Source organism: Ruminococcus sp., from assembly GCF_017549005.1.
GTDB lineage: Bacteria > Bacillota > Clostridia > Oscillospirales > Ruminococcaceae > Ruminococcus.
On the sequence record NZ_JAFYYT010000003.1, the window covers coordinates 37,984 to 61,964 of the forward strand.

The window sequence follows — 23,981 nt, forward strand, 5'->3', positions numbered from 1 at the left end:
GATAAAAGTGCCCGAATATGCAAAATTTACCGAGGATATGATAAAGACCCATACTATCCTCGTTCCCGATATGCTGCCCATACACTTCAAAATGCTCATATCCATATTTGAAGCAAAGGGCTATAAGCTTGAGCTTCTCCGCAACGACTCCCGTGCAGTGGTTGACGAGGGACTGAAAAACGTCCACAATGACGCCTGCTATCCTGCACTGCTCGTCATCGGACAGTTCATGGACGCGCTGAAAAGCGGAAAGTACGACCCCGACAGGACAGCCCTGCTGATAACTCAGACGGGAGGCGGCTGCCGAGCTTCAAACTACATACATCTGCTGAGAAAGGCAGTTGCAAAGAACTATCCGCAGATACCTGTGGTATCACTTAATTTCAGCGGACTTGAAAAGGACAGCGCCTTTAAGATAACAGCGCCCATGTTCCTGCAAATGCTCTATGCCGTGCTTTACGGCGACCTCCTCATGACCTGCTATAACAAGTGCAGAGCCTATGAGATAAACAAGGGCGACTCAAAGAAAATGCTGGACAAATGGCACAGGAGACTCTGCAATATCTTCCTGAAAGGCAGCAGGATGTTCCTTAAGACCAAGAAGGTCTACAGGGACATACTCAACGACTTCGCGTCCATTCCCCTCAGCAGCGAAAAGAAGATAAGAGTAGGCATAGTGGGCGAGATATACGTTAAATACTCTCCCCTTGCGAACAATCACCTTGAGGACTTCCTCATCTCCGAGGGCTGCGAGCCTGTTGTGCCCTCGCTTCTTGAGTTCGTGATGTACTGCGCTGCAGGTACCTTCAACGACGCAAAGATATACGACCACGTCACCAAGGAGTCAATATTCAATAAAATAGGATATGAGCTCATATACTCAAAGCAGAAGGAGCTCATAAAGGTGATGAAGGAGCAGGGCAGCTTCGAGCCCCTTCACGATTTCGAGCACCTTAGAAAGCTTGCGGACAAGTACATAAATCAGGGCGTGGTAATGGGCGAAGGCTGGCTCATACCTGCGGAAATGGCAGCTCTTGCAAAGTCGGGAGTAGAGAACATCATCTGCACTCAGCCATTCGGCTGTCTGCCCAATCATATCGTTGCAAAGGGTATGTCAAGAGCTATCAAGCAGGACAATCCCAACGCGAATATAGTCGCTATAGACTATGACCCCGGCGCAACAAGAGTAAATCAGGAAAACCGCATAAAGCTCATGCTTGCAAATGCAAGGCTCTGAGCCTCCTACAAGGAGCTTTATATGATAAAAACAAGAACAGGACAGGTCGTAGTATCAAACGAAAAACAGAACAAGCTTCTGAAAAAACTGTACGGAAGCGTTTGGGGCAGAGTGCTGCTGAAAACGCTGACAGCTCCCGTTGTTTCCAAAGCCGCAGGCTGCTTCATGGACTCCCCTGCGTCAAAGGCTCTCATAAAGCCTTTCATAAAAAAGAGCGGAATTGACACCTCGCAGTATATCATGAGCGGATTCCGCTCGTATAACGACTTCTTCACGCGCAGGATAAAGCCCGGAAAGCGCCCTATGGACTTCACTCCCGGGCACCTTATCAGCCCCTGCGATTCAAAGCTCACCGTGCACAAGATAAGCAGCAGGAGCTTTTTCTGCATAAAGGGCTCGAGATACCGCGTTTCCGACCTTCTTAACAACGAATTTCTCGCCAAGCGCTACAGCGGCGGATACTGCTGTATATTCCGCCTCGAAGTGGACGACTATCACCGCTACTGCTACATCGACAGCGGCGTCAAGAGCGGTAATACCTATATCCGCGGAGAGCTCCATACGGTAAACCCAATAGCTCTCGGGAAATACAACATATATAAGCGCAACTGCCGCGAATATACCGTGCTCCACACCGAAAATTTCGGCGATGTGGTGCAGACAGAGGTGGGAGCTATGCTTGTGGGCAGGATACTGAACCTGCATGGCGAGGGCTCTTTCCGCAGAGGCGAGGAAAAGGGCAGGTTCGAGTTCGGCGGCTCTACGGTAGTTCTGCTGTTTGAAAAGGGCAGTATCGTTCCCGATGAGGACATACTGAGGAACTCCGCCGAGGGCATAGAAACTGTTGTGAAATACGGCGAAAAAATAGGAAAAAAAGCGTGATATCAGGAGATATGATATGAAAAGGATATATTTGCTTCTTCTTTGCTGTGCGATAATGTGCGCTTCGGCAGGCTGTCTCAGCGACAGCGAGTCCGGGGACAAGACCCCTGTTGAGCTTCCGCCGAAAGTAGAACCGTATACCGTTGAGGACGGAGTTTTCGATGTTGACGCAGTCCGCAGCAATATCAACATGAAGGGTATGCATTTTGACCTTCCTCTGCCGCTTTCAGACCTTGATAAAGGCTGGAAATATGAGCTCTACGACAGGAACGACTATGGTCTCAGTGAAGGCAGCGGCTACGCAAGGCTCAAATACAACGGCAGTGAAATGGCGGCGGTCTCTCTCGAGAACTGCTATACGGGCAAGGAAAAGGAAAGTGTGATATACAGCATTTCCATAACAAGACAGGACTGCGATATCTACGGTATCGTGCCGTCGGAGTCAACTGCCGCGGACGTGGAAAAGCTGCTTGGAAAGCCTGACGAAGAGCAGACGATGGAGATACCTTTCAAGCACACTTATACCTATGGTATCTTGAAAGGCGAGGATCAGAACGATGTAGTCAGGGGACATTACCTGATAGTTGATTTTGACGAGAACGGCATAGTGGACTTCCTGAAGCTGACCTATTCCGACATATCAGAGGCCGAAAACAAATAAAATGACCGAGGGGCGCTGTTCAGGCGCCCCTGCCGATTATTTAACATAAATAAATTTCATATCACCCCTTGACAAATCGTCGGAAGTGTAGTATAATGTGTAAAGTGATTTTGCATTACACCTATGCGAGGTACGCGAAAAATGGCTAAAGAACTTAAATTCGTAATGCTCCTCGACTGCTACGGCGACCTTCTTACAGACCACCAGCGCAGTATCATGGAGATGTACTACTGCGAGGACCTCTCTCTTGCGGAGATAGGTCAGCCCCTTGAGATAACAAGGCAGGCGGTACGCAGTATCATAAAGCGTACAGAGGAGATACTCCTCAATTATGAGGAAAAGCTCGGCTTCGCAGCAAGGCTCGGGAAAATGCGGGAGTGCTTCGGGCGTATCGAGTCCGCAGCAGAGCATATAACCGACGAGGATATTAAAAACGAAATAACCAACGATATCAAAAAAGTGAGGGAGCTCCTGTGAGCACCCCGCTATTCCATAAACAGGAGGCTTGACAATGGCATTCGAGGGACTTTCCGAAAAACTTAACAACGTCTTTAAAAAGCTCAAATCAAGAGGAAAGCTCACAGAGTCAGATGTTAAAGAGGCTATGCGCGAGGTGCGCCTTGCACTTCTCGAGGCTGACGTAAGCTACAAGGTCGTAAAGGACTTCGTAAAGAACGTCACAGAGCGCGCAGTCGGCGAAGAGGTTCTTGCAAGCCTTACCCCTGCACAGCAGGTAATAAAGATAGTGAACGACGAGCTCGTTTCCCTTATGGGAGACAGCAACGCCCGTATAAATATGGCTTCAAAGCCGCCTACGGTAATCATGATGTGCGGACTTCAGGGTTCAGGTAAGACCACCCATGCCGCAAAGCTTGCAAAGCTCCTCAAGAAAGAGGGACACCGTCCTCTGCTTGCAGCCTGCGATATCTACCGTCCTGCCGCTATCAATCAGCTGCAGGTAGTTGGAGCAAAGGCTGACGTAAAGGTGTTTGAAATGGGTCAGACAGACCCTGTTGTGATCGCAAAGAAGGCTCTTGCTTACGCAAAGGACTACGGTCACGACATACTTATCATAGATACCGCAGGACGTCTGCATATCGACGAGACCCTTATGGACGAGCTCGTAAACATCAAGAATGAAACACAGCCTGACGAGATAATGCTCGTAGTTGACGCTATGACAGGTCAGGACGCAGTAAACGTTGCAAAAGCCTTTGACGACGCCGTGGGTATCACAGGCGTGCTCATGTCAAAGCTTGATTCAGATACAAGAGGCGGTGCGGCTCTGTCCGTACTCTCAGTAACAGGTAAGCCGATCAAGTTCGTGGGTATGGGCGAAAAGCTCGACGATTTCGAGCAGTTCCACCCTGAGAGAATGGCTTCGAGAATACTCGGCATGGGCGATGTGCTCACACTTATCGAAAAAGCCGAGAACGTAATGACCCAGAAGGACGCTGAGAAGCTCACAAAGAAGTTCAAGGAGAACAAGTTCGATATGGACGACCTTCTTGACCAGATGAAGCAGATCAAGCGCATGGGTTCAATGAAATCCATACTCGGAATGCTTCCGGGCGTCGGAGACAAGATCAAGGACGCAGATATCGACGAGAGCCAGCTCGGCAGGATAGAGGCTATGATAACCTCCATGACAAAGGCTGAGCGTGCAAAGCCCTCTATCATCAATCCCTCCCGTAAAAAGCGTATCGCCAAGGGCTCGGGAACAAAGGTTGAGGACGTTAACCGTCTGCTCAAGCAGTTTGAGCAAATGCAGTCCATGATGAAGAAATTCACAGGCAAGGGCGGCAAGATGTCGCTCCGTAAGGCAAGAAAGAACCTTGCAGGCATGAACTTTGACAAGTATACAGGCAAGGGCGGAGGAAATCTTCCGTTCTGAGCGGCATTATAAGTGATATGTTATGTGCGTTGCTTCACGGAATGAAATTCCGTTCCGGTGCAGTAAGTTTTTAAGCAGTATCGCTATTTTGCTGCTGATGGTTTCAATTGTCATCAGCGTAATAAAAGGTGAGCCTGAAAATGGCAAAAAAGGCTCGATCATCCCGAAGATCATGTTTGGTCTGTCATGGGTACTGCTGATCGCCGCGGTCATACCGGAGACAGCAGATGCATTTATATAGCTTTCAATGCGGTCTCCCGCCGCTTGAATATATAATCTTTTTTCGGAGGTGAATACAATGGCAGTAAAGATCAGACTCAGAAGAATGGGCGCTAAGAAGGCACCTTTCTATCGTGTAGTAGTTGCTGATTCAAGATACCCCAGAGACGGTCGTTTCGTTGAAGAGATCGGTTACTATGATCCTACTAAGGAGCCCTCTGTTGTTAAGATAGACGCAGATAAGGCTAAGGACTGGATCGCAAAGGGTGCTCAGCCTACAGACACAGTAAAGGCTATCCTCAAGAAAGAGGGAGTTCTTTGATCATAAGCTAAATGGAGGAGGAGAGGCTTAAGTCTCTGCCTCTGTCCGCAGCTTAACGGAGGTTTTTACAATGAAAGATTTACTTTATGCCATCGCAGCAGGTCTCGTAGAAGATAAAACTGCCATCAATATCACTGAGGACGCACCCGACGAAGAGGGCGTTATCGTTTTTCACCTTAACGTTGCTCCCGACGATATGGGAAGAGTTATTGGCAAGCAGGGCAGGATAGCAAAGGCTCTCCGTACGATCATGCGTGCAGGTGCAGCTAAGAAGGACCTGAAGGTCTCTGTTACGATCGAATAAGACCGAGCTCCCTAAAAAGGGAGCTTTTTGTTATATATAGTCCTATTCCGACAAAATATATTGACAAACAGATTATCTTCTGATAAAATATAATTAATGTGTCCTCAATAACCGCCATAAGGCGGTTATTGCCCCGAACTTCGTTCGGGGAGCGCAGATTCATTATAAAACAGGGAATTTGCACATCACATTTCTTTATGTCAAGCTCATTTTGCCCTAAAGGGCAAAACAAAGTGCCAGAAACAAGTTTTTCTTGCACTTTGGCAACTCATAATTGGCTTTTAAAAGCTGTATAAAGCCAATTATGAGTTGTTGAGCAGACATTAATTATCATGATAAAGGGAGGAATCATCATGCAATGCAAATACTGCAACTATGAAAACAAGGACGGAGACAGATACTGCGAGAACTGCGGGGCTTCTCTTGAAGAGTCGTCAGGGGCAATGGACGATATTTCCGCAATGCCGACAGTAACATCCGGTACTTCGTCAGACAGCACATCGTCCGCAGGTAACGGTCAGAACGTTAATTACGGACAGTCAAACAGCTATGGACAGCCAACAGGCTACGGACAGCAGGGCGGCAGCTATGGTCAGCCCAACAACTACGGACAGCCAACAGGTTACGGACAGCAGGGCAGCGGCTACGGACAGCCAACAGGTTACGGACAGCAGGGCAGCGGCTACGGTCAGCCCAACAACTACGGACAGCCAACAGGTTACGGACAGCAGGGCGGCGGCTATGGTCAGTCCAATAACTACGGACAGCAGCAATACGGCTACGGTCAGCAGCAGTACGGCTATGGACAGCAGAATATGTACAACGGACCCATATACGGCTTCCAGGGTCCCTTCAATGAGAGCGACGGAAGTCCTAAATATGTGGGCTTCGGCGAGGCTATCAAGCTTTATTTCAAGAACTACTTTAATTTCAAGGGACGTTCCACACGAAGCGAGTTCTGGTTCGGTTTCCTGTTCAATTTCATAGTGAGCCTGGTTCTCGGCTGCATATTATTTGCTGTAGTATATTCGTCAATTATGTCTAACTTACCAAAATTTGCATCAACGTCATCGTATTCACCATATTCGTCATTTTCTGCATTTGATTATATGTCGGCGGGTTCGATCGGCATTACGGTAGTATTCTACATCATTAGTCTTGCACTTGCGATACCATCATGGTCGAGCTCGGTAAGAAGACTTCACGACGCAGGAAAATCGGGATTATGGGTATTGTTACTCTTGGTTTGCTATATCCCTACATTACTCAGACTGATCCCAAACGTTCCGGTAGAGCTCGCAGGCGGACTTGCTTGTCTGGTACTTCCTGTATCTCTTGTGGGATTAATATTGAACATCATATTCTGGTGCAGACCAAGCGTGGGCGAAAACCAGTGGGGATTGCCTGCAAAACCTAAATATTAAAAGTTAAGGCTTACGTAAATCGTAAGCCTTTTTGTTATTCATTATCGTCATCGTCATCATCATCGCTGAAATACAGGTTCGTCATCTGCTGCAGGCCGAACTTTTCAGCGAATATCTCAAAGGATTCCCTTGCCTTTACTAAATTGTACCCCTTTTCCGCAAAGAAATCGTCGCCCATATCGCCGAGCTGCGAATAAAACTCAAGACCGATAAGTAGATTTTCTTTGGTATTATTGTCAGCAAGGCGGTTTATTTCGTCGACAGCGTCCTGTATCTCGCCGTTTTTCATCTTTTCAACGAGAAATTCCACTTTCTGGCGTTCCCTCTGCTGGAGCATGAGCGACATGGACTCGCTTTTTGCGCCGAACAGTATTTTAGCGATAACAGCTGTCAGTTCCTTGATCTGTCGCATGATGTAATCGTTTTCAAACATAAATAGTCCCCCTGTATCATATAAATATGCATATGCCGATCTGCACCATACAGTGCAGGTCGGCATAATTATCAGAAATCGAGCTTTGAGCGGAGCTTTTCAAAGAAGCTCTGACGTTTAGCGTAGTTCTTGTCGGTAAGCGACTCCTCAAACTGCTTGAGCAGGTCTTTCTGCTTCTTCGAGAGATTCTTCGGGACTTCCACATATATCTTCACGTACTGATTTCCGCGGTCTGTGCGGTGTATACGTGTAACTCCCTTGCCCTTGAGGCGGAAGATAGTGCCAGTCTGAGTTCCCTCGCTGATAGTATATTTTACATCGCCGTCGATAGTCGGAACAGTAATTTCCGCGCCGAGAACGGCTTCCATATAAGTAACAGGGATATCGCAGTGTATGTCGTAGCCCTCACGCCTGAAAATAGGGTGGGACTTCACATTGATACCAACGAGGAGATCGCCGTTCGGACCTCCGTTTACGCCGCAGTCACCCTGACCGCCGATACGGAGTGTCTGTCCGTCGTCGATACCTGCTGGGATATCAACGGATACTGTTTTCTGGACCCTGATACGTCCTACGCCGCGGCACTTGCTGCAGGGGCTCTTGATGATCTTGCCCTTTCCGCCGCAGTGCGGACAAGCCTTTGTTGAAGAGATAGCTCCGAAAGGAGTACGCTGAGTAGCCTTTATCGAGCCTCTGCCCTGACAGTCCGGGCAAATATCGGGCTGAGTTCCGGGTTCTGCGCCCGTACCCTTACAGGATTCACAGACGCACATACGGTTTATCTTGATATCCTGTTTTTTGCCGTTGCAGGCGTCCATAAAGCTTATGGAAACAGTCTCCTGTATGTCTGCGCCTCTGCGCGGAGCGTTTGCGTTGGAGCGCTTTGCGCCGCCTCCGAAGCCGAAGCCGCCGAAGATACTTCCGAGGATATCGTCCATATCTGCAAAGCCTCCGAAGCCGCCCATGCCGTCAGCGCCGCCGCCGTAGCTCGGGTCAACGCCTGCGTGACCGAACTGATCGTAGCGTGCGCGCTTTTCAGGGTCGGAAAGCACCTCATTAGCCTCGTTTATCTCCTGGAACTTCTCAACATATGAGGGATCGTCGGGGTGAAGGTCGGGGTGGTTTTCTCTTGCCTTTTTACGGAAGGCTTTTTTTATCTCGTCCTCGGAAGCACCCTTCTGTATACCGAGGATCTCATAATAATCTCTTTTTTCAGCCATAGATAACTCCATTCTTCCGTTATACACGGAAAGATTTTGTAGGGGCGGATACTATCCGCCCATGCCGTTTGGGGCAGGTTGCGGGCGGCTGATAGCCGTCCCTACAAAAGTAAACGCAAATACACCTTTAGGGTGGCGGAGAGTCTCCGTGCACCAAAGTATTCATATATACACCATTAGGGCGGAAATATGTTCCGCCCTAAAGCATTATAAACTGTCTTCTACCGATTGTTCGTATTTTCCCCTGCCGCCGTCGTAGTCTGAATAATTGTCATTGGCAAGTCCGTAGAACCACTTGAACGCAATGCATATCAGTGCTGCAAAAGCGGCTATGAGCAATATCGTTCTGAGCTTTTTCATTATACTTCCGTGAAGTCTGCGTCAACTACTCCGTCGTCGTTTCCGCCCTGAGCGCCTGCGTCAGCTGCACCGCCCATGTTAGCGAACTGTGAAGGGTCGATACCGCCCTGTCCGCCGTTAGGAGCTGCCTGCTGGTAGATCTTTGCAGAGAGGTCGTAGAATGCCTTCTGGAGGTCTTCCTTGAGGGACTTTATCTCGTCGTTGTTGTCGGCTGCGATAGCAGACTTGAGGGCTGTGCACTTAGCCTCGATATTTGACTTCTCATCAGCAGATACCTTGTCGCCGAAGTCTGTGAGAGCCTTTTCGCACTGGAATACAAGGTTTTCAGCCTCGTTCTTGTTGTCAACTGCTTCACGGCGCTTCTTGTCCTCAGCAGCGTACTGCTCTGCTTCCTTGACAGCCTTGTCGATGTCGTCCTTGGACATATTTGTGGAAGAAGTGATAGTGATATTCTGCTCCTTGCCTGTACCGAGGTCCTTAGCGGAAACGTGAACGATACCGTTCTGGTCGATATCGAATGTTACCTCGATCTGAGGGATTCCTCTTGGTGCAGGAGCGATACCGTCGAGACGGAAGGTTCCGAGCTGCTTGTTGTCGCGTGCGAATTCACGCTCACCCTGAAGTACGTTGATATCAACGGCAGGCTGATTGTCTGCGTATGTTGAGAATACCTGTGACTTCTTAGTAGGGATAGTTGTATTTCTCTCGATCATTCTTGTGCAAACGCCGCCTGCTGTCTCGATACCGAGTGAAAGCGGAGTTACATCAAGAAGGAGGAGTCCGTTCTTAACGTCGCCGCCGAGAACGCCGCCCTGGTATGCAGCACCGAGAGCTACGCACTCATCAGGGTTGATGCCCTTGAAAGGCTCCTTGCCGATGAGCTTCTTTACAGCTTCCTGTACAGCAGGGATTCTTGAAGAACCGCCGACCATGAGGACCTTGTTGATCTCTGAGATGCTGAGTCCGCTGTCGCTGAGAGCCTGTCTTACAGGTCCCATTGTAGCCTCAACGAGGTCAGCTGTGAGCTCGTTGAACTTAGCCTGTGTGAGAGTAAGGTCGAGGTGCTTAGGTGTGCCCGAAGCGTCAACAGTGATGAACGGGATATTGATATTTGATGTTGTTGTGGAAGAAAGCTCTATCTTTGACTTCTCAGCTGCGTCCTTGAGTCTCTGAGCAGCCATCTTGTCCTGTGAAAGGTCGATGCCCTCAGTCTTCTTGAATTCCTCAACGATCCAGTTGATAATACGCTGGTCGAAGTCGTCGCCGCCGAGGCGGTTGTTACCTGCTGTAGCAAGTACCTGCTGAACATCCTCGCCCATTTCGATGATAGATACATCGAATGTACCGCCGCCGAGGTCGTAAACCATAACGGTCTGCTCCTCTTCCTTGTCGATACCGTATGAGAGAGCAGCTGCTGTAGGCTCGTTGATGATACGCTTAACGGTAAGACCTGCGATCTGACCAGCGTCCTTTGTAGCCTGTCTCTGTGAGTCTGTGAAGTAAGCAGGAACTGTGATAACAGCCTCTGTTACAGGCTCGCCGAGGTAAGCCTCTGCGTCAGCCTTGAGCTTCTGGAGTATCATAGCTGATATCTCCTGAGGAGTATAGTTCTTGCCGTCGATAGCAACTTTATAATCAGAACCCATGTGTCTCTTGATAGAAGAAACTGTTCTGTCGTGGTTTGTGATAGCCTGTCTCTTGGCAACCTGACCAACGAGACGCTCGCCGTTGTTTGTGAAAGCAACGACTGAAGGAGTTGTTCTTGCACCTTCGCTGTTGGGGATAACTACAGCGTTACCGCCCTCCATAACAGCTACGCAAGAGTTTGTTGTACCAAGATCGATACCAATGATTTTTCCCATAATTAATTCCTCCTGATCTATTATGAGCCATCAGCCATTAGCCGATGGTGTCCGCTTTGCGGACATATTTGATTGTTTTGATTGATTTGAAGCCGCTCAGCCTGACGGCTAAGGGCTGATGGCTAACGGCTATACCGCCACTGCCACCATAGCAGGCCTTACCAGCTTATCCCCGAGCATATAGCCCTTCTGGAAAACCGCGCACACATAGTTGCTTGCGTAGTCCGTACCGTCCTGCTGCTGTATGGCATTGTGTATGTTCGGATCAAATTCAGCCCCGAGAGCTTCTATTTCGCTGACATTCATCTGCGTAAGGAAGTTCTTGAACTGATTGTAGATCATATTCATGCCGTTTTTAAAGTTTTCGTCGGTGCATTCCGCTTCAAGGGACCTTTCAAAGCTGTCGAGAACGGGGAGAAGCTTCTCCACACACTGAACGGAAGCGTTCTGGTAGGTCTCCGTTTTCTCCTTTGCAGTCCTTTTGCGGTAGTTGTCGTACTCCGCGAACAACCTCAGGTATTTGTCCTTTTCCTCTGCGAGGGCGTCTTCCAGGTCTGCGAACTGTGCCGCCGAGTCGTTGTACTCGCTTGCAGCGTCCGCTTCGTCGAGGTCGTCGGTATTTTCAGCGGCTTCCTCTGCCATGTCCTCGTCAAGCTCGTTTTCGAGCTCTTCCGGGAGATTCTCTTTTTCCGCCATCGGTCATTGCTCCTTTCTATGGCTCCTGTATATCTGACGGAGCGTTTATTATGTCATCGTCGCCGTCCATGAGAGCAGATATCTTCTGCGTCAGGTACTCGACGTAAGGGATTATCTTCTTGTAATCCACTCGCATAGGACCTATTATTCCCAGCGAACCCGCCTCCTTGCCGCCTTTTCGGTACTTGGAGACTATAAGGCTTGAATTGCCTATTGCGAAGCTGTCGTTCTCCGAGCTGAACTTTACCTGTATGCCGCTGAATGCGTTTTCGAGCATTTCGGAAAGTCCGTCCTTGTGTTCGATGAACTTGACTACTTCCATTTTATCCAGCTCTTCACAGGAGAGGAGCTTTTCGCTTCCGCTGACTGTCAGTTCCTGCTGACGCAGGTCCTCGGAGAGCTCGCATATGCCTTTGACAAGAGGTGAAAGCGACACCATATAAGCGCTTACCGCCGCCACCATTTTGTCGAACATTTCCTCGGAGAGGTCGTCTACCGACACGCCGCTGAGGTTTTCTTCTATATAATGTGTAAAGAAATCGAGCTGTTCATGGCTCAGGTCAAATTCGAGCCTGCAAGCCTTGTTTTTGATACTTCCGCTTGAGGTTATCAGCAGGATAACGTAGAGGCGCTTGCCTGTAGGAATGACCTCTACCTTTGATATCACCGAGAATCGCGGTGCTGCATTGGTAACGACCGCGGCGCAGTGGGTTATCTCCGTAAGAGCTGTGGCTGCGTTCTGCACAAGGAGCTCCTCGGGAGTGTCCTTGTCGCCCAGCATTTCGTCGAGCATACGCTTTTCTTCCTCGGGAAGGTCGTGAGGCGTCATGAGTTCGTCTATATAAAGGCGATAGCCCTTGAAGGTAGGAACTCTTCCCGCAGAGGTGTGAGGCTGTTCGAGGTAGCCGAGCTGTTCCAGCACTGCCATATCGTTACGGATAGTAGCGGAAGAAACATTTATATTTTCAAGCTGCGAGATCGATTTCGATCCGACAGGTTCGCCTGTTCTGACGTATTCGTCAACCACGGCAGCAAGTATCTTCAGCTTTCTGTCGTCCACTGTACTCACAACCTTTCAATCTCGTTAGCACTCTATCTCTCTGAGTGCTAATTATAATTTATCACTATTGTGATGTTTTGTCAAGGGGTTTATACATTTTCGGCTTTTTGACCTAATTTTACCACCTGCCTATGTGCATTTAGAGCAAATTGACAAAGAGTATAAATCAGCGATTTTTCGTGGATAAGACTATTGACAAAGACGGTCTTACGCTGTATAATATACTTGCAGTCAGGAACTGCACATCAATGTTTGAAGAGTAAAAATGCGTTCGTTATACCTACGGGTATTCCAGTGTTGACCGAACGGGGAGTTGTCGGTCAAACGAAAAGTTTCGGCTTACGGTTCGTATTTTGCATCCCGCTTCATAGGACAACCAAAAAAGAGACTATGCCTTCTTTTCTTGTCGTATGAGTGAGGAAAAGGAGGATTTTTTTATGACTACAAACAATAAGGGAGCTGCATTAAAGTCGGATATCAGACTTTTCGGCAGCACAAAGGTACTGGTGCTCGCAGCGCTGCTCATTGCTGTCAGCGTTGTGGGAAAATCCCTGAGAGTTGATATATTCAGCGTTATCAGGATAAGTGCGGAGACTCTGCCCATACTCATGGCAGGAATTTTCTTCGGACCGTTTATCGGCGCGGCAGTCGGCGCAGGCGCAGATCTTATCGGCTGTCTGGCGACAGGTATGACTCCGATGCCTCTTATCACAGTCGGAGCTGCCGCTACAGGCTTTTTTGCAGGTCTTGCATACAATCATGTGTTCAGGAGCAGGCTCCTCCCGAGAATTGCCTGTGCAGTAGCTTTGGCAAGGCTGGTAGGCTCGCTGATGATAAACACAACGGGTCTGTATTTCCTCTTCCCTGCAATGAGACCGCAGCTCATCTGGAGACCTGTTACCAACGTTATCATGGCTGTTATCGAGACATTCATCATCTATATGCTCATGAACAACAAAGCCTTTTCGGCTCAGCTTGAGAAGATAAAAAGGAAATGAATTATTCAGAAGCGCTTGAATACATGAAAATAGCTGCCGGAAGAGGCAGCATACTGGGACTTGCAAGGATCACCGGGCTTCTCAGCCTTATGGGAGACCCTCAGGACAAGGTGAAGGTCGTCCACATTGCAGGTACCAACGGCAAAGGCTCTTTCGGGGCTATGCTGACCTCTGTGTTGAAAAGTGCAGGGTACAGGGTCGGAGGATTTTCCTCACCTGCTATCACGAGGGTCACGGACAGCTTCCGCATTGACGGCGAGGAGATATCAGGGGATGATTTCGCGGAGCTTATCGGCGATATCGCTCCCATCTGCGAGAGCATGGACGAAAAGCCCACTGAGTTTGAAGTCCTTACGGCTGCCGCATACGAGCTTTTTGTAAGGAAAAACTGCGATATCGCAGTCGTTGAGTGCGGAATGGGCGGCGACCTCGATTCCACAAATGTGGTGAAAGCTCCCGTGTTATCGGTAATTACCAACGTTCAGAAAGACCATGCCGCTTTCCTCGGAGATACTATCGTGGAGATAGCTTCGCATAAATGCGGCATTATAAAGCAGGGCAGACCTGTTTATTTCGGCGGCGACAGCGAGGAAGCCTACGAAATTGCCGCCGATACTGCGAAAGAAAAGGGAGCGGAGCTGTTCCTTCCCGATTATTCGCAGTTTTCATGGACTGACGAAAGCTGTACCATAAACGGTGCGGATATCACATATAAGGGTGAAAAGCTCCACATACCGCTTCTTGGCACATATCAGTGCGAAAATGCGGTTAACGTGCTCAGCTGCATTGAGATACTCAGGCGCGAGGGCATGGATATCCCTGCAAAGGCAGTCCGCGAGGGGCTTGCCGCTGTGAAGTGGCACGGACGCTTTGAGGTACTGTGCAATGAGCCCCTTGTCATTTACGACGGAGCTCACAATCCCGACGGGATACGCTGCGCGGCTGACAGTATACGCCGATATTTCCACAAAAAAGTCGTTATGCTGATAGGCGTTATGGCTGACAAGGAGTACGGGCTCTATGCAGATATGCTGGGAGAGCTGGCAGATACGGTGTTTACCGTAAAGCCCGATAATCCCCGTTCTCTCAACAGTTCAGCGCTTGCCGAAACTTTCAGGAGCAAGGGCGTTAAGGCGATAGCCTGCGAGGACTACTCCGAGGGCGTAAGAGCTGCATACGGCTATGCAGCGGAAAGAGGACTTCCTCTCATTGCGCTCGGCACGCTTTATATGTACAGACAGTTTACCGCAGCTTTGGAAAATATCAGACATTGATCTGCATGGGCGCCCTTTGGGGCGCCTTTTTGGTCGTACCGCCATTTTGCGGGCGGTACGCCGTTCCCTGCAAGCTGAGGGTAAATAGCTAAAATTATGCATAACTATTGATTTCAAATGGATTTTGTGCTATTATAAGATTAATATGATACCCGTTTCTTAATAAGGAGTTGATTTTATGAAGAAAATAACCAGATTCACAGCTGCTTTAACGGCGCTCTGCACTTCTGTTTCAATGGCTGTACCTATGGTCTCTCATGCGGAAGAGGACGAGCTTGCCAAAAGGCTGAAAACGATTTACAGAATGATAGAAGCCAATGATCCTGATACCCTGCTTGAACAGTGGAAGGATAAGCTCAGCTTAAAAGAGGCGAGCCGTGTTTTTATCAATGACCTCGGAAAGGTGCTTTTTGAGCAGAGAGAGGCAAACAAAATAAGCTTTGATATCAAAAAAGGCGCTGATCTCGACGACTGCGAGCGTATTATAAAGTCGATATGCCCCGACGCAGTAATAGATCTCAACATGAATACAGCTCTTGGAGATACAGATGTGCTTGACGGCAGCTTTTACTATCTCTTCGCCGACGATATATCCCTGGAGGATATGATGAGCTCCGATATTTCCGTTGGTCAGGCAAAGAAAATATTTGAAGCTCTCAACGATAAGGGCTATATCGAGGGATTCAATTACCTTGCCGACACATATATCGGCTCGACACTGGACTATCTGCTGAACTTTACAGGATATCCTTCGGACGGGACCGATGATATTTTCAGTACTCTTGAGGAGTTCATAGATGAGACCGGTCTCGACTGCACTGTTGACTACTCTGCATTCGATGATACTGATCTGACTTCACTTTTATTCGGACTTACGGACAGCATTCAGGTAACTCCGAATTATGACTACGACGCTTCCGACCTTTTGGCTTTATCAGGCATGATACAGGACGGAACAGGTTTAAGTGCTCCTACAGGTGCGATCATGGGCGGCTTGGACCTCTTTTCGGGTACGGAGATAGATATGTTCAACGCTCTTGCAGGCGACTCCAACTGTGATGATGCATTCGACCTTTCTGACGCTGTTCTTATCATGCAGGCGCTTGCAAATCCGAACAAGTACAGCATGACCGCACAGGGCAGGTTCAATGCAGACTTCAACGACGACGGCATTACAGTCGGCGACGCACAGGCTATACAGAATATGCTCCTGAGTCTCGGCTGAAAACAGAACATTTAAAGCAAAAAGCTCCGCAACTGCGGAGCTTTTAATGTTATACAGGAATTATATACGTATATACGAATGGCATATAGCTGAGCCCTGCGACGTTCAAGCTTTTATTTACGTCTAATTAGTGAAAAGCAAAAAACAGCCGCAAAAAAACAAAAAGGAGTTGATATTATGAAAAAAGCCAAAAGAATTACAGCCGCTCTGATATCGGCAGCAGTGACATTCGGAATGACATCGGGTCTCAGCACGTTTGCGGTCGTATCTGTTGGCGGCAGCGATGAAGCCGCAAAGCTTCTTGAAGGCTACACACAGATCGAAGACCCTGCCGCTTTTGAAATGCAGGAATACAATATCGACCGCGGCTCTTCATATTTTATAAATGAATCGGGAAATATGATGGTCATCAAGGCAATGCCGAATTCGTTTGTTATCGAGGTCCCTGTTGATTATCCCGATGACAGGCTGGAGGAGACGGTCTACAGGTTCTGTCCCGAAGCCGCCGAGTTTCACAAGGGCAATGCTTCTACTGATGCGCCTGACACTAAAATATTTGAGGTCATCGGAAAAATCGGCTCGGATATCACTATGGAAATGGCTGAAAATGTATGCAGGGAAGTCGGAGACAGCGTGGTCGGCTTCAAGTACTTCTGCGACAGATACCAGTGGAATCAGCCTCAGTATCAGCTGTCGAACCACAAATACTTCAAGGACCTCTACGGCGGCGATATAAAGGGCAAATACAGCTATACGATGTACGAAGGTCTTGATAATCAGGAAAAGCTGCAAGCCTTTATCGACCAGAACGATAACAGCTGTCATATCGAGCTTCATGAAACTGTCAATGCGGTCGATGTAGTTCCCGACAGCGAGATCAGCTACATTGAGGAAATACAGCTCGCAGGGCAGATATACAAGGAAACAGGCTTAAAGCCCGGATTCTGGATGATGGCTGCGTCGGCTTCGGGCGGCGGCTCGGAGATTGATATGCACAACTCCGTTGAGGGCGATTCCAACTGCGACGGTCAGCTTGATATGGCGGACGCAGTGCTCATCATGCAATCCCTTGCAAATCCCAACAAGTACAGTATTTCCGCACAGGGCAGGTTCAACGCAGACCTGGGCGGCGACGGTATAACAACAGGCGACGCCCTGACGATACAGAGGAAGCTTCTCGGCTTCGATAGAGCAAATATTCAGGGAATCAACAGGTATTTGATAGCAAACGGATATTTTATACATGAAAGCTCTCTTGATTCTGATGTATATCCAATAGACTCAATATCATTCGGCGAGAACGGTGAATATTACTGTGGGCAGAAATATTTCAGTGCTGCTCGTGATTGGGGAACATGGACGATATCGGGGGATACTGTTGTGCTGACAGGACAGTTCGGCACAAATCGCTTCAGGTATGAAGACAATGCCCTGATATATATTGCAGAGGGTTCTGACGGGTTCAATGCTGCTGATCCAAAGGACGGCGAAAAGTTTTATGCTGTGCTTGAATAATTTGTAATATAAAGAAAGCTCCGCAATTGCGGAGCTTTTTATCTGTTGTTTTTTCTTTCCTCATACTGTCTGTTGGCTTCCTCGTTGAAGCTGTCGGCAGTATTGATATACATTGCAGGGTCGAGGCATATTCCGTTATGGCGTACCTCGAAATGGCAGTGCGGACCTGTTGAATCGCCTGTACTTCCGACCTTTCCGATAAGCTGTCCTCTTGAGACCTCCTGTCCGTCCACAACGAGGACAGTGCTCATATGACCGTATACCGTCTGATATTCGTCGGTGTGTCCGAGCTGGACGAAATAGCCGTATCCGCCCGAGTTCCAGCCAGCCGACACTACTACACCGTCAGCCGCCGCGTAAATCTCGGTTCCCGTATTAGCCGCAATGTCCATACCCTTATGGTTTCTGTCGCTGAGGAAGGGGTCGCTGACATAACCGCCGTCCACAGGCCAGCCGAACTCTCCCGAGCCGGTGAGCACAGTGCTGGGGCTGTCCGGTCTTGCGGCGTATATTCCTATACCTATCTTTTCCACAACGGGCTGTTTTGTTATCTTGGTGCTTATGGTCTTACGGGAGTACTCCTTGCCGTCCACGTATGTTACCTCGATGTTGCTCAGCTTTTCGCCGCGCTGACCTCTTGCGATAACGTCGCGTGTTCCCGCGTTGAGGGAGCTCGTCTCCACCTCGATAGTCTCATAATCGAGGAAAGTGATGGGTGATATCTCGCGTACATACTGTATTGGCAGGTAGCTTTCGGTCTCGATAACGTTTACAAGCATTCCCTTTCGGCAGTTTGAGGTAATCTCGGGGTTGAGCTCCTCGAGCTTCGCAAGGTCCATGTTGTACTGCTCTGCGATAGTAACGGCTGTATCACCGCGTTTTGCGATATATACGGACTTCTTCTCCTTTGAGGAGGTAAGGAGCTCTATAGCTTCCTTGTCCGTCATGACGCTGTCGGAAAGGTACATACCCTTTGTGTACTCCACTTCGCCCTTGTAGCCAACGTCCTTTATAACGCCGTCCACGCGGAAGTTGAGTATCCTCTCGTTGAGTGCGTCCTGAACGGCTTCCTTGTTTCTTACAGCTCCGATGAATTTGCCGTCGATATAGATACCGTAAGCTTCCGTAAGCGCATGGTCGGAAGCTGCAAGCATTTCATTGGCAAGCTGTGAAGCCGAATAAACCTTGTCGTTTTCGTTGATTATCCTGAGCGAATACTTCGCGGAGAGGTCGATAGTCTGGTCGCTGTCCACGTAGGATATTCGCTGCTGAGCCTCACGCTCAGCCTCTTCAAAGTCCGCCTCGGCAGTTATCATACCTATCTCCCTGCCGTTGTACTCGACGCTCAGGCCGTATTCAAGTCCCGAGCCGTAGCGGATTATTCCCACAAGAAAGGCGATAGACACCACGGGGAGTATATAATTGAAGGCTGTGTAGAAAACTCCGTCCTCGCCGAAAAGGTAGGAGCACCAGAACTCCACAAGAGCCTTTTTGTATGCTTCTTCGCCTTCTTTTTTAGCTTTGTGTACCTTTTTCGTCAGTCCCTTGTTGAGGTTGAAGCGTTCCCTGAACGGAGCTGTCAGCTCCATGAAAAGCCATTTCAGCCCCTTGAGGGCAGAAACTGCAAGGCTGAGAAGGTCGGAAAGAATGAATTTTGCGGCCTTGACAAGTCCGATAAGGAGAGCTTTTGCGATATTTACGGCAAAGGCACCGAACTTCGGAAAAAATCCGGTCATATCCACTTTTTCGCGAGCTTGCCTTACAGGTGCAGGCTCGGGCTTATTTCCCTGTGGCAGAGTACGCTGTCCGTTATAGACGTAATTGTACTCATGACGCTTACTGCCCATATCCGCATCTCCTTTCCTCAGAGCTTTAACATCAAACAGACCGTATCAATGTCTGCTAAAAACTTCTTTTTCTTGCACTTTGTCTTGCACGAAAGGGCAAAATGAGCCGCATTTTAAAAGAATTTGCGCTCATTGAACAAAGTTCAAGGCAATAACCGCCTTACGGCGGTTATTGCATAACATTCATTATAACACAAAATGTTGAAAATATCAAGATTTGCTTGAAAAAATCCCTGTTATCTGCCGAAATGCCACGAATAGTCAAGCATTTCCACCGTATATCCCTCCAGCTTTTCAAGCAGGGGCACTACGTCCCTTTTTGCGGAGGCAAGGTCATGCTCGCGGTAGTTTCCGCACTCTACCTCTGTGCAGCCCGGTATCTCGCCCTCGTAGTCCCTTATGAAAGTATATGCGTCACGCACAAGTTTAATGGCATTTTCGTGGGAAAGTCCCCTTGTGAGGAGATAAAATCCCGTGCGGCAGCCCATTGGTCCGACATAGACGATATTCCTGCCGAACTCCGAATTTCTCGCATAAGTTGCGAATAAATGCTCGATGGTATGCATTGACGGAGTTGCAAGGTATACGCCGCCGTTGGGCTTTACCATGCGGACGTCATATGTAACGATATCGTCGTCGATACGCGATATGTACATTCCAACGCTGAATTTTGTGTGGTCTACCTGAAAGCTTGCTATTTTTTCCATAGTTATTTCTCCTGTTCAAAAAGTGAAAGTATATCCCCGGGAAGCTCCGAGGTCACTGTTATCTGCTCCCCGGTGAGTGGGTCGCTGAATGACATACTGCCGCAGTGCAGAGCCTGCCTGCCAATATCATCGCGGAGTCCGCCGTACAGGTCGTCTCCTGCAAGGGGAGCTCCGATATGTGCGAAATGGACTCTTATCTGATGAGTCCTGCCCGTTTCTAGGTCTATCTCCGCAAGGGAGTATTTTCCGCTGCATTTCAGCCGCTTGTAGTGAGTCACGGCGCGCTGTCCGTCCTCGCGGACGCACCTGAGAATTATGGACACCCTCTCACGGGCTATGGGTGCGTCTATAGTGCCGCTTTCGGGGATAATGCCGTGTACAGCGGCGTAGTAGACTTTTTTGCAGCTGCCTTGTAGGAGCTTTGCCGCAAGAGCGTCCTTTGCGATGACGCAGAGCCCCGAGGTATCGCGGTCGAGCCTGTTCACCGAGCGGAAGGTCAGTTCCGGATAAAGGTACGCGAAGTAATTGCCGAGAGTGTCGCCCTGATGGCGGATAGACGGATGTACAGGCATTCCGCTGGGCTTATCGAAAACCACAAGGCTTTCGTTCTCGAAGACAACAGGAACATTCAGGCTGCCGTTTGGTTCGAGAAAGCTGTCGTCCTCCAGCCGCAGGACTATAACGTCGCCCTGACGGACCTCGTCGATGCTGCGTACAAGCTGGCCGTTGCGGGTGATACCGCCGTTCTGCCGTTTAAGCCTTGTCAGCAGCCGCCTTGACACGCCTTTTTGACCTGTGAGGAATTTTTCCAGTGTTACGGGCTTTTCGGCGTCCACTTTCAGCTCTATCAGCTTCAAGGTACTCGTCCTCCTTGATGAAAATATCTATACTCAGCGAAAAAGCTGTCATAAGCTTGGTCAGACCGTAAGGGAGCCCTGCTATGGTCAGCATCTGCGGCAGATAAACTGTCAGAAGCCGCAGAAATACGCTTTTTCTGCCCCTCATGAACCTTACGGAAAAGACCATTGCACGGTAAGCGGTGAGCTTCGGGAATCGTACCAGCAGATAGGGTACCGCCGAGAAGCTAAGCTTCAGGGAAAGCCACATAAAAACCGAAACAGCTGCAAGAAATACCATATTTGCGGCGATAAAGGCTTCATCTGCGTACATTTTCTCATGTATCATGCCGTATGCGGAAACTCCGAAGAATATTGCAGGCGCAAGCGCCAGGAGACTTACGGCTTTAGTCCATAAAGCAGCGGAAATACTGCGTTTCAGGGTGCATTTTCTGAGCAGTATCCGCGAAAGGCTGCAAGCCTTTCTGCACGGACGCTCGCCTGTCATGCCGTAAAGCCTGTATGCCGCCGCATAGGTCAGCGGAGCAACTGTGACGCACCTGAGAACGGTGCTGACCGTCGTTACAGCAAGCTGCAGCGGCTCGTCGCCGCCGAACAGCCTTATAGGCGGCAGGCTGCCGAAATACAGCAGCAGGCTGTACACAGCCGCCTCTGCGAAGCGGAAGAAGAGCTCCGCACCGAGGGGGAGAATGCATATCATCATAGTCCCTGCACGTCTGCCCCTGAGCAGTCTGTTTGAATAGCGGATAAGCTCCCTGATTTTCATATCTGCGCCTCCGAAGAATGTTTTTGCAGATATTATGGACAGTTTTTCCTGAGATTATTCAGAATATCTCAATATTCGTCCTCGGGTATCCTGTCGTAGGGGCAGTAGCCGAGAATTTCAAACGCCTGTGAATTGAGCCACATCTGAGCGGTAACAATAATATCGAAGCCGCCTCCTGCCTCTGCGGTTATCTGTGAGGGGGGGAACTTCGGTATACCGAAGCAGCTTAGCATATTGGATATGATACCTCCGTGGGTTATCATCGCACAGTGGGTGAGCCCCGACTCCATCATATCCATTATCACCGCGTGGAGCGCCTTGTAAGTACGCGCTGTCAGCTCCTCGAGGCTCTCGCCGTTGGGCGGTCTGCTCTCCTTAGTGCCGCGGAGCCACTGATTGTAGTCGGCGCGTTTTGCAAGCTCGTCAATGCTCTTGTTCTCGAAATCGCCGAAGTTGAGCTCCCTGAGGTCGTCCACGGTCTGCAGCTCGGTATACGGAAAAAGTATCTCCGCAGTCTCGGTGCATCTTCTCAGGGGCGACGAGTAGACGCGGTGTACCGTGGGATAGTCGAACTCGTCCATTTTTGCTGCAAGGTCGGCAGCGCCCTTGTCCGACAGCGGCAGGTCGGTGCTGCCTATGTATATGCCCTTTTCGTTGGCTTCCGTCATTCCGTGACGGAGCACGCTTATCCTGTAACCTTTCATGGCACTCTCCTTTTTCACATGGAAAACCTTTCGGAAGAAAGGTTATGTCCCGATTTATATGCATATAACCTGTGTATGTGTATTATGATCATTCATACAGGTAGGATAATTTTGCACAAAAATACTGCTCGTTTTTTTAACTCTTAGTAAATTTCACGAAAAATACTACTATTTCTTACAAATTCTTTCACATTTCTGCATATTTACAAATTATACATTTTGTATTATAATATATATATAGAATTTTTTGAAAATATCACGATTTGGAGGAATTTCAATGAACTCGGATTTCGCACGAATTATTACTTTACAGCGTAAGGAGAGGCATATCAGTCAGAAGCAGGCTGCTACGGATCTGGGCATTTCGCAGGCTCTTCTCTCACACTACGAAAAAGGCATTCGAGAGTGTGGCCTTAACTTCCTTGTAAAGATCGCGGACTATTACAATGTTTCCTGCGACTATCTGCTGGGCAGAACTCCCGAACCCGAGGGAAAAACCATAACTATTGAAGATATACCTGACGACGACGGAAACAACAGCATGAAAATGCCGTCCCCCGAGATCATCAACTTCAACAGAAGGATCATCAACAACTCTATCAGTCTGCTTTTCAGCCTTGCTCAGAAAGCAAACAGCATAACCCTCATCAAGGAGGTATCCTCATACCTTATGCTGTCGGTATACAAGCTTTTCCGTATCGTTTACAACGCTAACCCTCACAACGACCAGAAGCTTTTCCGTATCCCCAAGGTCATCGCCAACGACAGCGCCAACGCTATCGTTTCAATGAGCGAAGCCAATATCAAGGCGGCTTCCAGCGGAATCGCCCTTGACGGAAACGACTGCGTAAACAATTTCGATACCCTCTATGTTACAACTGCAACTCTCCAGAAGGATTATGCTCAGTACTCGTCCTCTCTCCTCAACCTCATCAAGCGCAGCGAGGAAAGTATCTCTCGTACACGTGCAAAGTACAGAAGCGACATCAAATAATATTATACCACTTTTCCACACTGTTGAAAAGACCTTTTCTGATTTTATGCTGTGCTTTTCGGTAAATAATCATGCAATTGACCGTATATCAGCAACAACGGATACAAGTTTTTTGAAATTTCACTACAATTTTCATTGATATCAAATCGGTTTATTAGTTGCTTTCGTGGAAAAAAAGCCGCCTCTATTGACATCGTGCACTATCTGTGATATAATTCATTGTAGTAAACCGATGAAGAAGTGTGAGTAGCTCATGTCTGTCCTTTTCAGAGAGCCTGCGGTCGCTGTGAGCAGGTAAGTATGGCAGAGTGAATGGACTTCGGAGGGCGAACTGAAGATGCGTTTGCATTGTGTAGGTAAGACGCAGAGACCTGCGTTAACAAAGTCGGCGTATACAAGTACGTAATGAGTGGACGCAATGCGTCAAGCAGGGTGGCACCGCAGAAGGATATACAGCTTCTGTCCCCGCATTTTTGCCGGGACAGGAGCTTTTTATTTTTGTTTCCGGCATACCATGAAC

Annotated in this window: 24 protein-coding genes, 1 riboswitch and 1 other annotated feature; of the genes, 13 read left to right on the plus strand and 11 right to left on the minus strand. The window is 48.7% G+C overall.

Features of this window, described 5'->3' with window-relative positions; genetic code table 11:
* Positions 1-7: 7 nt before the first annotated feature.
* The 8 genes from IKW96_RS01540 to IKW96_RS01575 all read left to right on the plus strand — a co-directional run bounded on the left by IKW96_RS01540 (position 8) and on the right by IKW96_RS01575 (position 6,943).
* Positions 8-1,237, plus strand: coding sequence for a 2-hydroxyacyl-CoA dehydratase (locus IKW96_RS01540; RefSeq protein WP_296569561.1), 1,230 nt, complete (start codon positions 8-10; stop codon positions 1,235-1,237).
* Between the two features lie 21 nt (positions 1,238-1,258).
* The gene (locus IKW96_RS01545) at positions 1,259-2,119 is read left to right on the plus strand and encodes a phosphatidylserine decarboxylase (RefSeq protein WP_296569563.1); all 861 of its coding nucleotides are present in this window, start codon (positions 1,259-1,261) and stop codon (positions 2,117-2,119) included.
* A gap of 16 nt (positions 2,120-2,135) precedes the next feature.
* Positions 2,136-2,780 carry a hypothetical protein gene (locus IKW96_RS01550; protein ID WP_296569565.1) on the plus strand — a complete coding sequence of 215 codons (645 nt, stop codon included), beginning with the start codon at positions 2,136-2,138 and terminating at the stop codon, positions 2,778-2,780.
* Between the two features lie 141 nt (positions 2,781-2,921).
* Positions 2,922-3,257, plus strand: coding sequence for a YlxM family DNA-binding protein (gene ylxM, locus IKW96_RS01555; RefSeq protein WP_296569567.1), 336 nt, complete (start codon positions 2,922-2,924; stop codon positions 3,255-3,257).
* A 34-nt stretch (positions 3,258-3,291) separates the two neighbouring features.
* Complete coding sequence (ffh, locus tag IKW96_RS01560) at positions 3,292-4,674, plus strand: signal recognition particle protein (protein ID WP_296569569.1); 1,383 nt, start codon at positions 3,292-3,294, stop codon at positions 4,672-4,674.
* A 298-nt stretch (positions 4,675-4,972) separates the two neighbouring features.
* Entirely contained in the window at positions 4,973-5,215 is a 243-nt protein-coding gene (rpsP, locus tag IKW96_RS01565) for a 30S ribosomal protein S16 (RefSeq protein WP_019679906.1), read from the plus strand.
* Positions 5,216-5,285: 70 nt separating this feature from the next.
* Entirely contained in the window at positions 5,286-5,519 is a 234-nt protein-coding gene (locus IKW96_RS01570) for a KH domain-containing protein (RefSeq protein ID WP_295095816.1), read from the plus strand.
* A 353-nt stretch (positions 5,520-5,872) separates the two neighbouring features.
* Positions 5,873-6,943 (plus strand): zinc-ribbon domain-containing protein, encoded by a 1,071-nt coding sequence (locus IKW96_RS01575; RefSeq protein ID WP_296569572.1) that lies wholly within the window; start codon positions 5,873-5,875, stop codon positions 6,941-6,943.
* A 34-nt stretch (positions 6,944-6,977) separates the two neighbouring features.
* Here IKW96_RS01575 and IKW96_RS01580 read toward each other — a convergent pair whose 3' ends face one another.
* The 6 genes from IKW96_RS01580 to hrcA form a co-directional block, all read right to left on the minus strand.
* Positions 6,978-7,376, minus strand: coding sequence for a DUF6483 family protein (locus IKW96_RS01580; protein ID WP_296569574.1), 399 nt, complete (start codon positions 7,374-7,376; stop codon positions 6,978-6,980).
* Positions 7,377-7,447: 71 nt separating this feature from the next.
* Positions 7,448-8,596 carry a molecular chaperone DnaJ gene (dnaJ, locus tag IKW96_RS01585; protein WP_296569577.1) on the minus strand — a complete coding sequence of 383 codons (1,149 nt, stop codon included), beginning with the start codon at positions 8,594-8,596 and terminating at the stop codon, positions 7,448-7,450.
* 207 nt (positions 8,597-8,803) lie between these two features.
* Positions 8,804-8,956, minus strand: coding sequence for a hypothetical protein (locus tag IKW96_RS01590; protein ID WP_296569580.1), 153 nt, complete (start codon positions 8,954-8,956; stop codon positions 8,804-8,806).
* On the minus strand, positions 8,956-10,818 hold the full coding sequence (gene dnaK, locus IKW96_RS01595) for a molecular chaperone DnaK (RefSeq protein ID WP_296569583.1): 1,863 nt from the start codon (positions 10,816-10,818) through the stop codon (positions 8,956-8,958). Before dnaK ends, IKW96_RS01590 begins: the two co-directional genes overlap by 1 nt.
* A gap of 129 nt (positions 10,819-10,947) precedes the next feature.
* On the minus strand, positions 10,948-11,514 hold the full coding sequence (grpE, locus tag IKW96_RS01600) for a nucleotide exchange factor GrpE (protein WP_296569585.1): 567 nt from the start codon (positions 11,512-11,514) through the stop codon (positions 10,948-10,950).
* Between the two features lie 16 nt (positions 11,515-11,530).
* Positions 11,531-12,574: a heat-inducible transcriptional repressor HrcA gene (gene hrcA, locus IKW96_RS01605; protein ID WP_296569587.1), complete on the minus strand. Its 1,044-nt coding sequence runs from the start codon at positions 12,572-12,574 to the stop codon at positions 11,531-11,533.
* Positions 12,575-12,827: 253 nt separating this feature from the next.
* Positions 12,828-12,942, plus strand: a riboswitch (THF riboswitch).
* A 69-nt stretch (positions 12,943-13,011) separates the two neighbouring features.
* On the opposite strand from hrcA, the gene IKW96_RS01610 reads away from it, so the two are divergent.
* The 4 genes from IKW96_RS01610 (at position 13,012) to IKW96_RS01625 (ending at position 17,586) form a co-directional block, all read left to right on the plus strand.
* Positions 13,012-13,572 (plus strand): folate family ECF transporter S component, encoded by a 561-nt coding sequence (locus tag IKW96_RS01610; RefSeq protein ID WP_296569589.1) that lies wholly within the window; start codon positions 13,012-13,014, stop codon positions 13,570-13,572.
* Positions 13,569-14,846, plus strand: a complete 1,278-nt coding sequence (locus tag IKW96_RS01615) for a folylpolyglutamate synthase/dihydrofolate synthase family protein (protein ID WP_296569591.1) — start codon at positions 13,569-13,571, stop codon at positions 14,844-14,846. Before IKW96_RS01610 ends, IKW96_RS01615 begins: the two co-directional genes overlap by 4 nt.
* 178 nt (positions 14,847-15,024) lie before the next feature.
* On the plus strand, positions 15,025-16,071 hold the full coding sequence (locus IKW96_RS14795) for a hypothetical protein (protein WP_367112939.1): 1,047 nt from the start codon (positions 15,025-15,027) through the stop codon (positions 16,069-16,071).
* 177 nt (positions 16,072-16,248) lie between these two features.
* On the plus strand, positions 16,249-17,586 hold the full coding sequence (locus IKW96_RS01625) for a dockerin type I repeat-containing protein (RefSeq protein WP_296569593.1): 1,338 nt from the start codon (positions 16,249-16,251) through the stop codon (positions 17,584-17,586).
* A gap of 38 nt (positions 17,587-17,624) precedes the next feature.
* On the opposite strand, the gene IKW96_RS01630 is transcribed toward IKW96_RS01625, so the two are convergent.
* The 5 genes from IKW96_RS01630 to IKW96_RS01650 all read right to left on the minus strand — a co-directional run bounded on the left by IKW96_RS01630 (position 17,625) and on the right by IKW96_RS01650 (position 22,467).
* Complete coding sequence (locus tag IKW96_RS01630; RefSeq protein ID WP_296569595.1) at positions 17,625-19,433, minus strand: peptidoglycan DD-metalloendopeptidase family protein; 1,809 nt, start codon at positions 19,431-19,433, stop codon at positions 17,625-17,627.
* Positions 19,434-19,669: 236 nt separating this feature from the next.
* Positions 19,670-20,140, minus strand: a complete 471-nt coding sequence (locus tag IKW96_RS01635; RefSeq protein WP_296569598.1) for an S-ribosylhomocysteine lyase — start codon at positions 20,138-20,140, stop codon at positions 19,670-19,672.
* 2 nt (positions 20,141-20,142) lie between these two features.
* Positions 20,143-20,997: an RluA family pseudouridine synthase gene (locus IKW96_RS01640; RefSeq protein ID WP_296569600.1), complete on the minus strand. Its 855-nt coding sequence runs from the start codon at positions 20,995-20,997 to the stop codon at positions 20,143-20,145.
* A complete protein-coding gene (locus IKW96_RS01645) occupies positions 20,894-21,763 on the minus strand; it encodes a hypothetical protein (RefSeq protein WP_296569602.1) in 870 nt (289 codons plus the stop codon). Before IKW96_RS01645 ends, IKW96_RS01640 begins: the two co-directional genes overlap by 104 nt.
* A 68-nt stretch (positions 21,764-21,831) precedes the next feature.
* The gene (locus IKW96_RS01650) at positions 21,832-22,467 is read right to left on the minus strand and encodes a histidine phosphatase family protein (RefSeq protein WP_294753421.1); all 636 of its coding nucleotides are present in this window, start codon (positions 22,465-22,467) and stop codon (positions 21,832-21,834) included.
* 277 nt (positions 22,468-22,744) lie between these two features.
* Between IKW96_RS01650 and IKW96_RS01655 the strand changes: the two genes are divergently transcribed.
* Complete coding sequence (locus tag IKW96_RS01655) at positions 22,745-23,461, plus strand: helix-turn-helix domain-containing protein (protein ID WP_294753423.1); 717 nt, start codon at positions 22,745-22,747, stop codon at positions 23,459-23,461.
* A 223-nt stretch (positions 23,462-23,684) separates the two neighbouring features.
* Positions 23,685-23,931, plus strand: a binding site (T-box leader).
* Positions 23,932-23,981 lie beyond the last annotated feature (50 nt).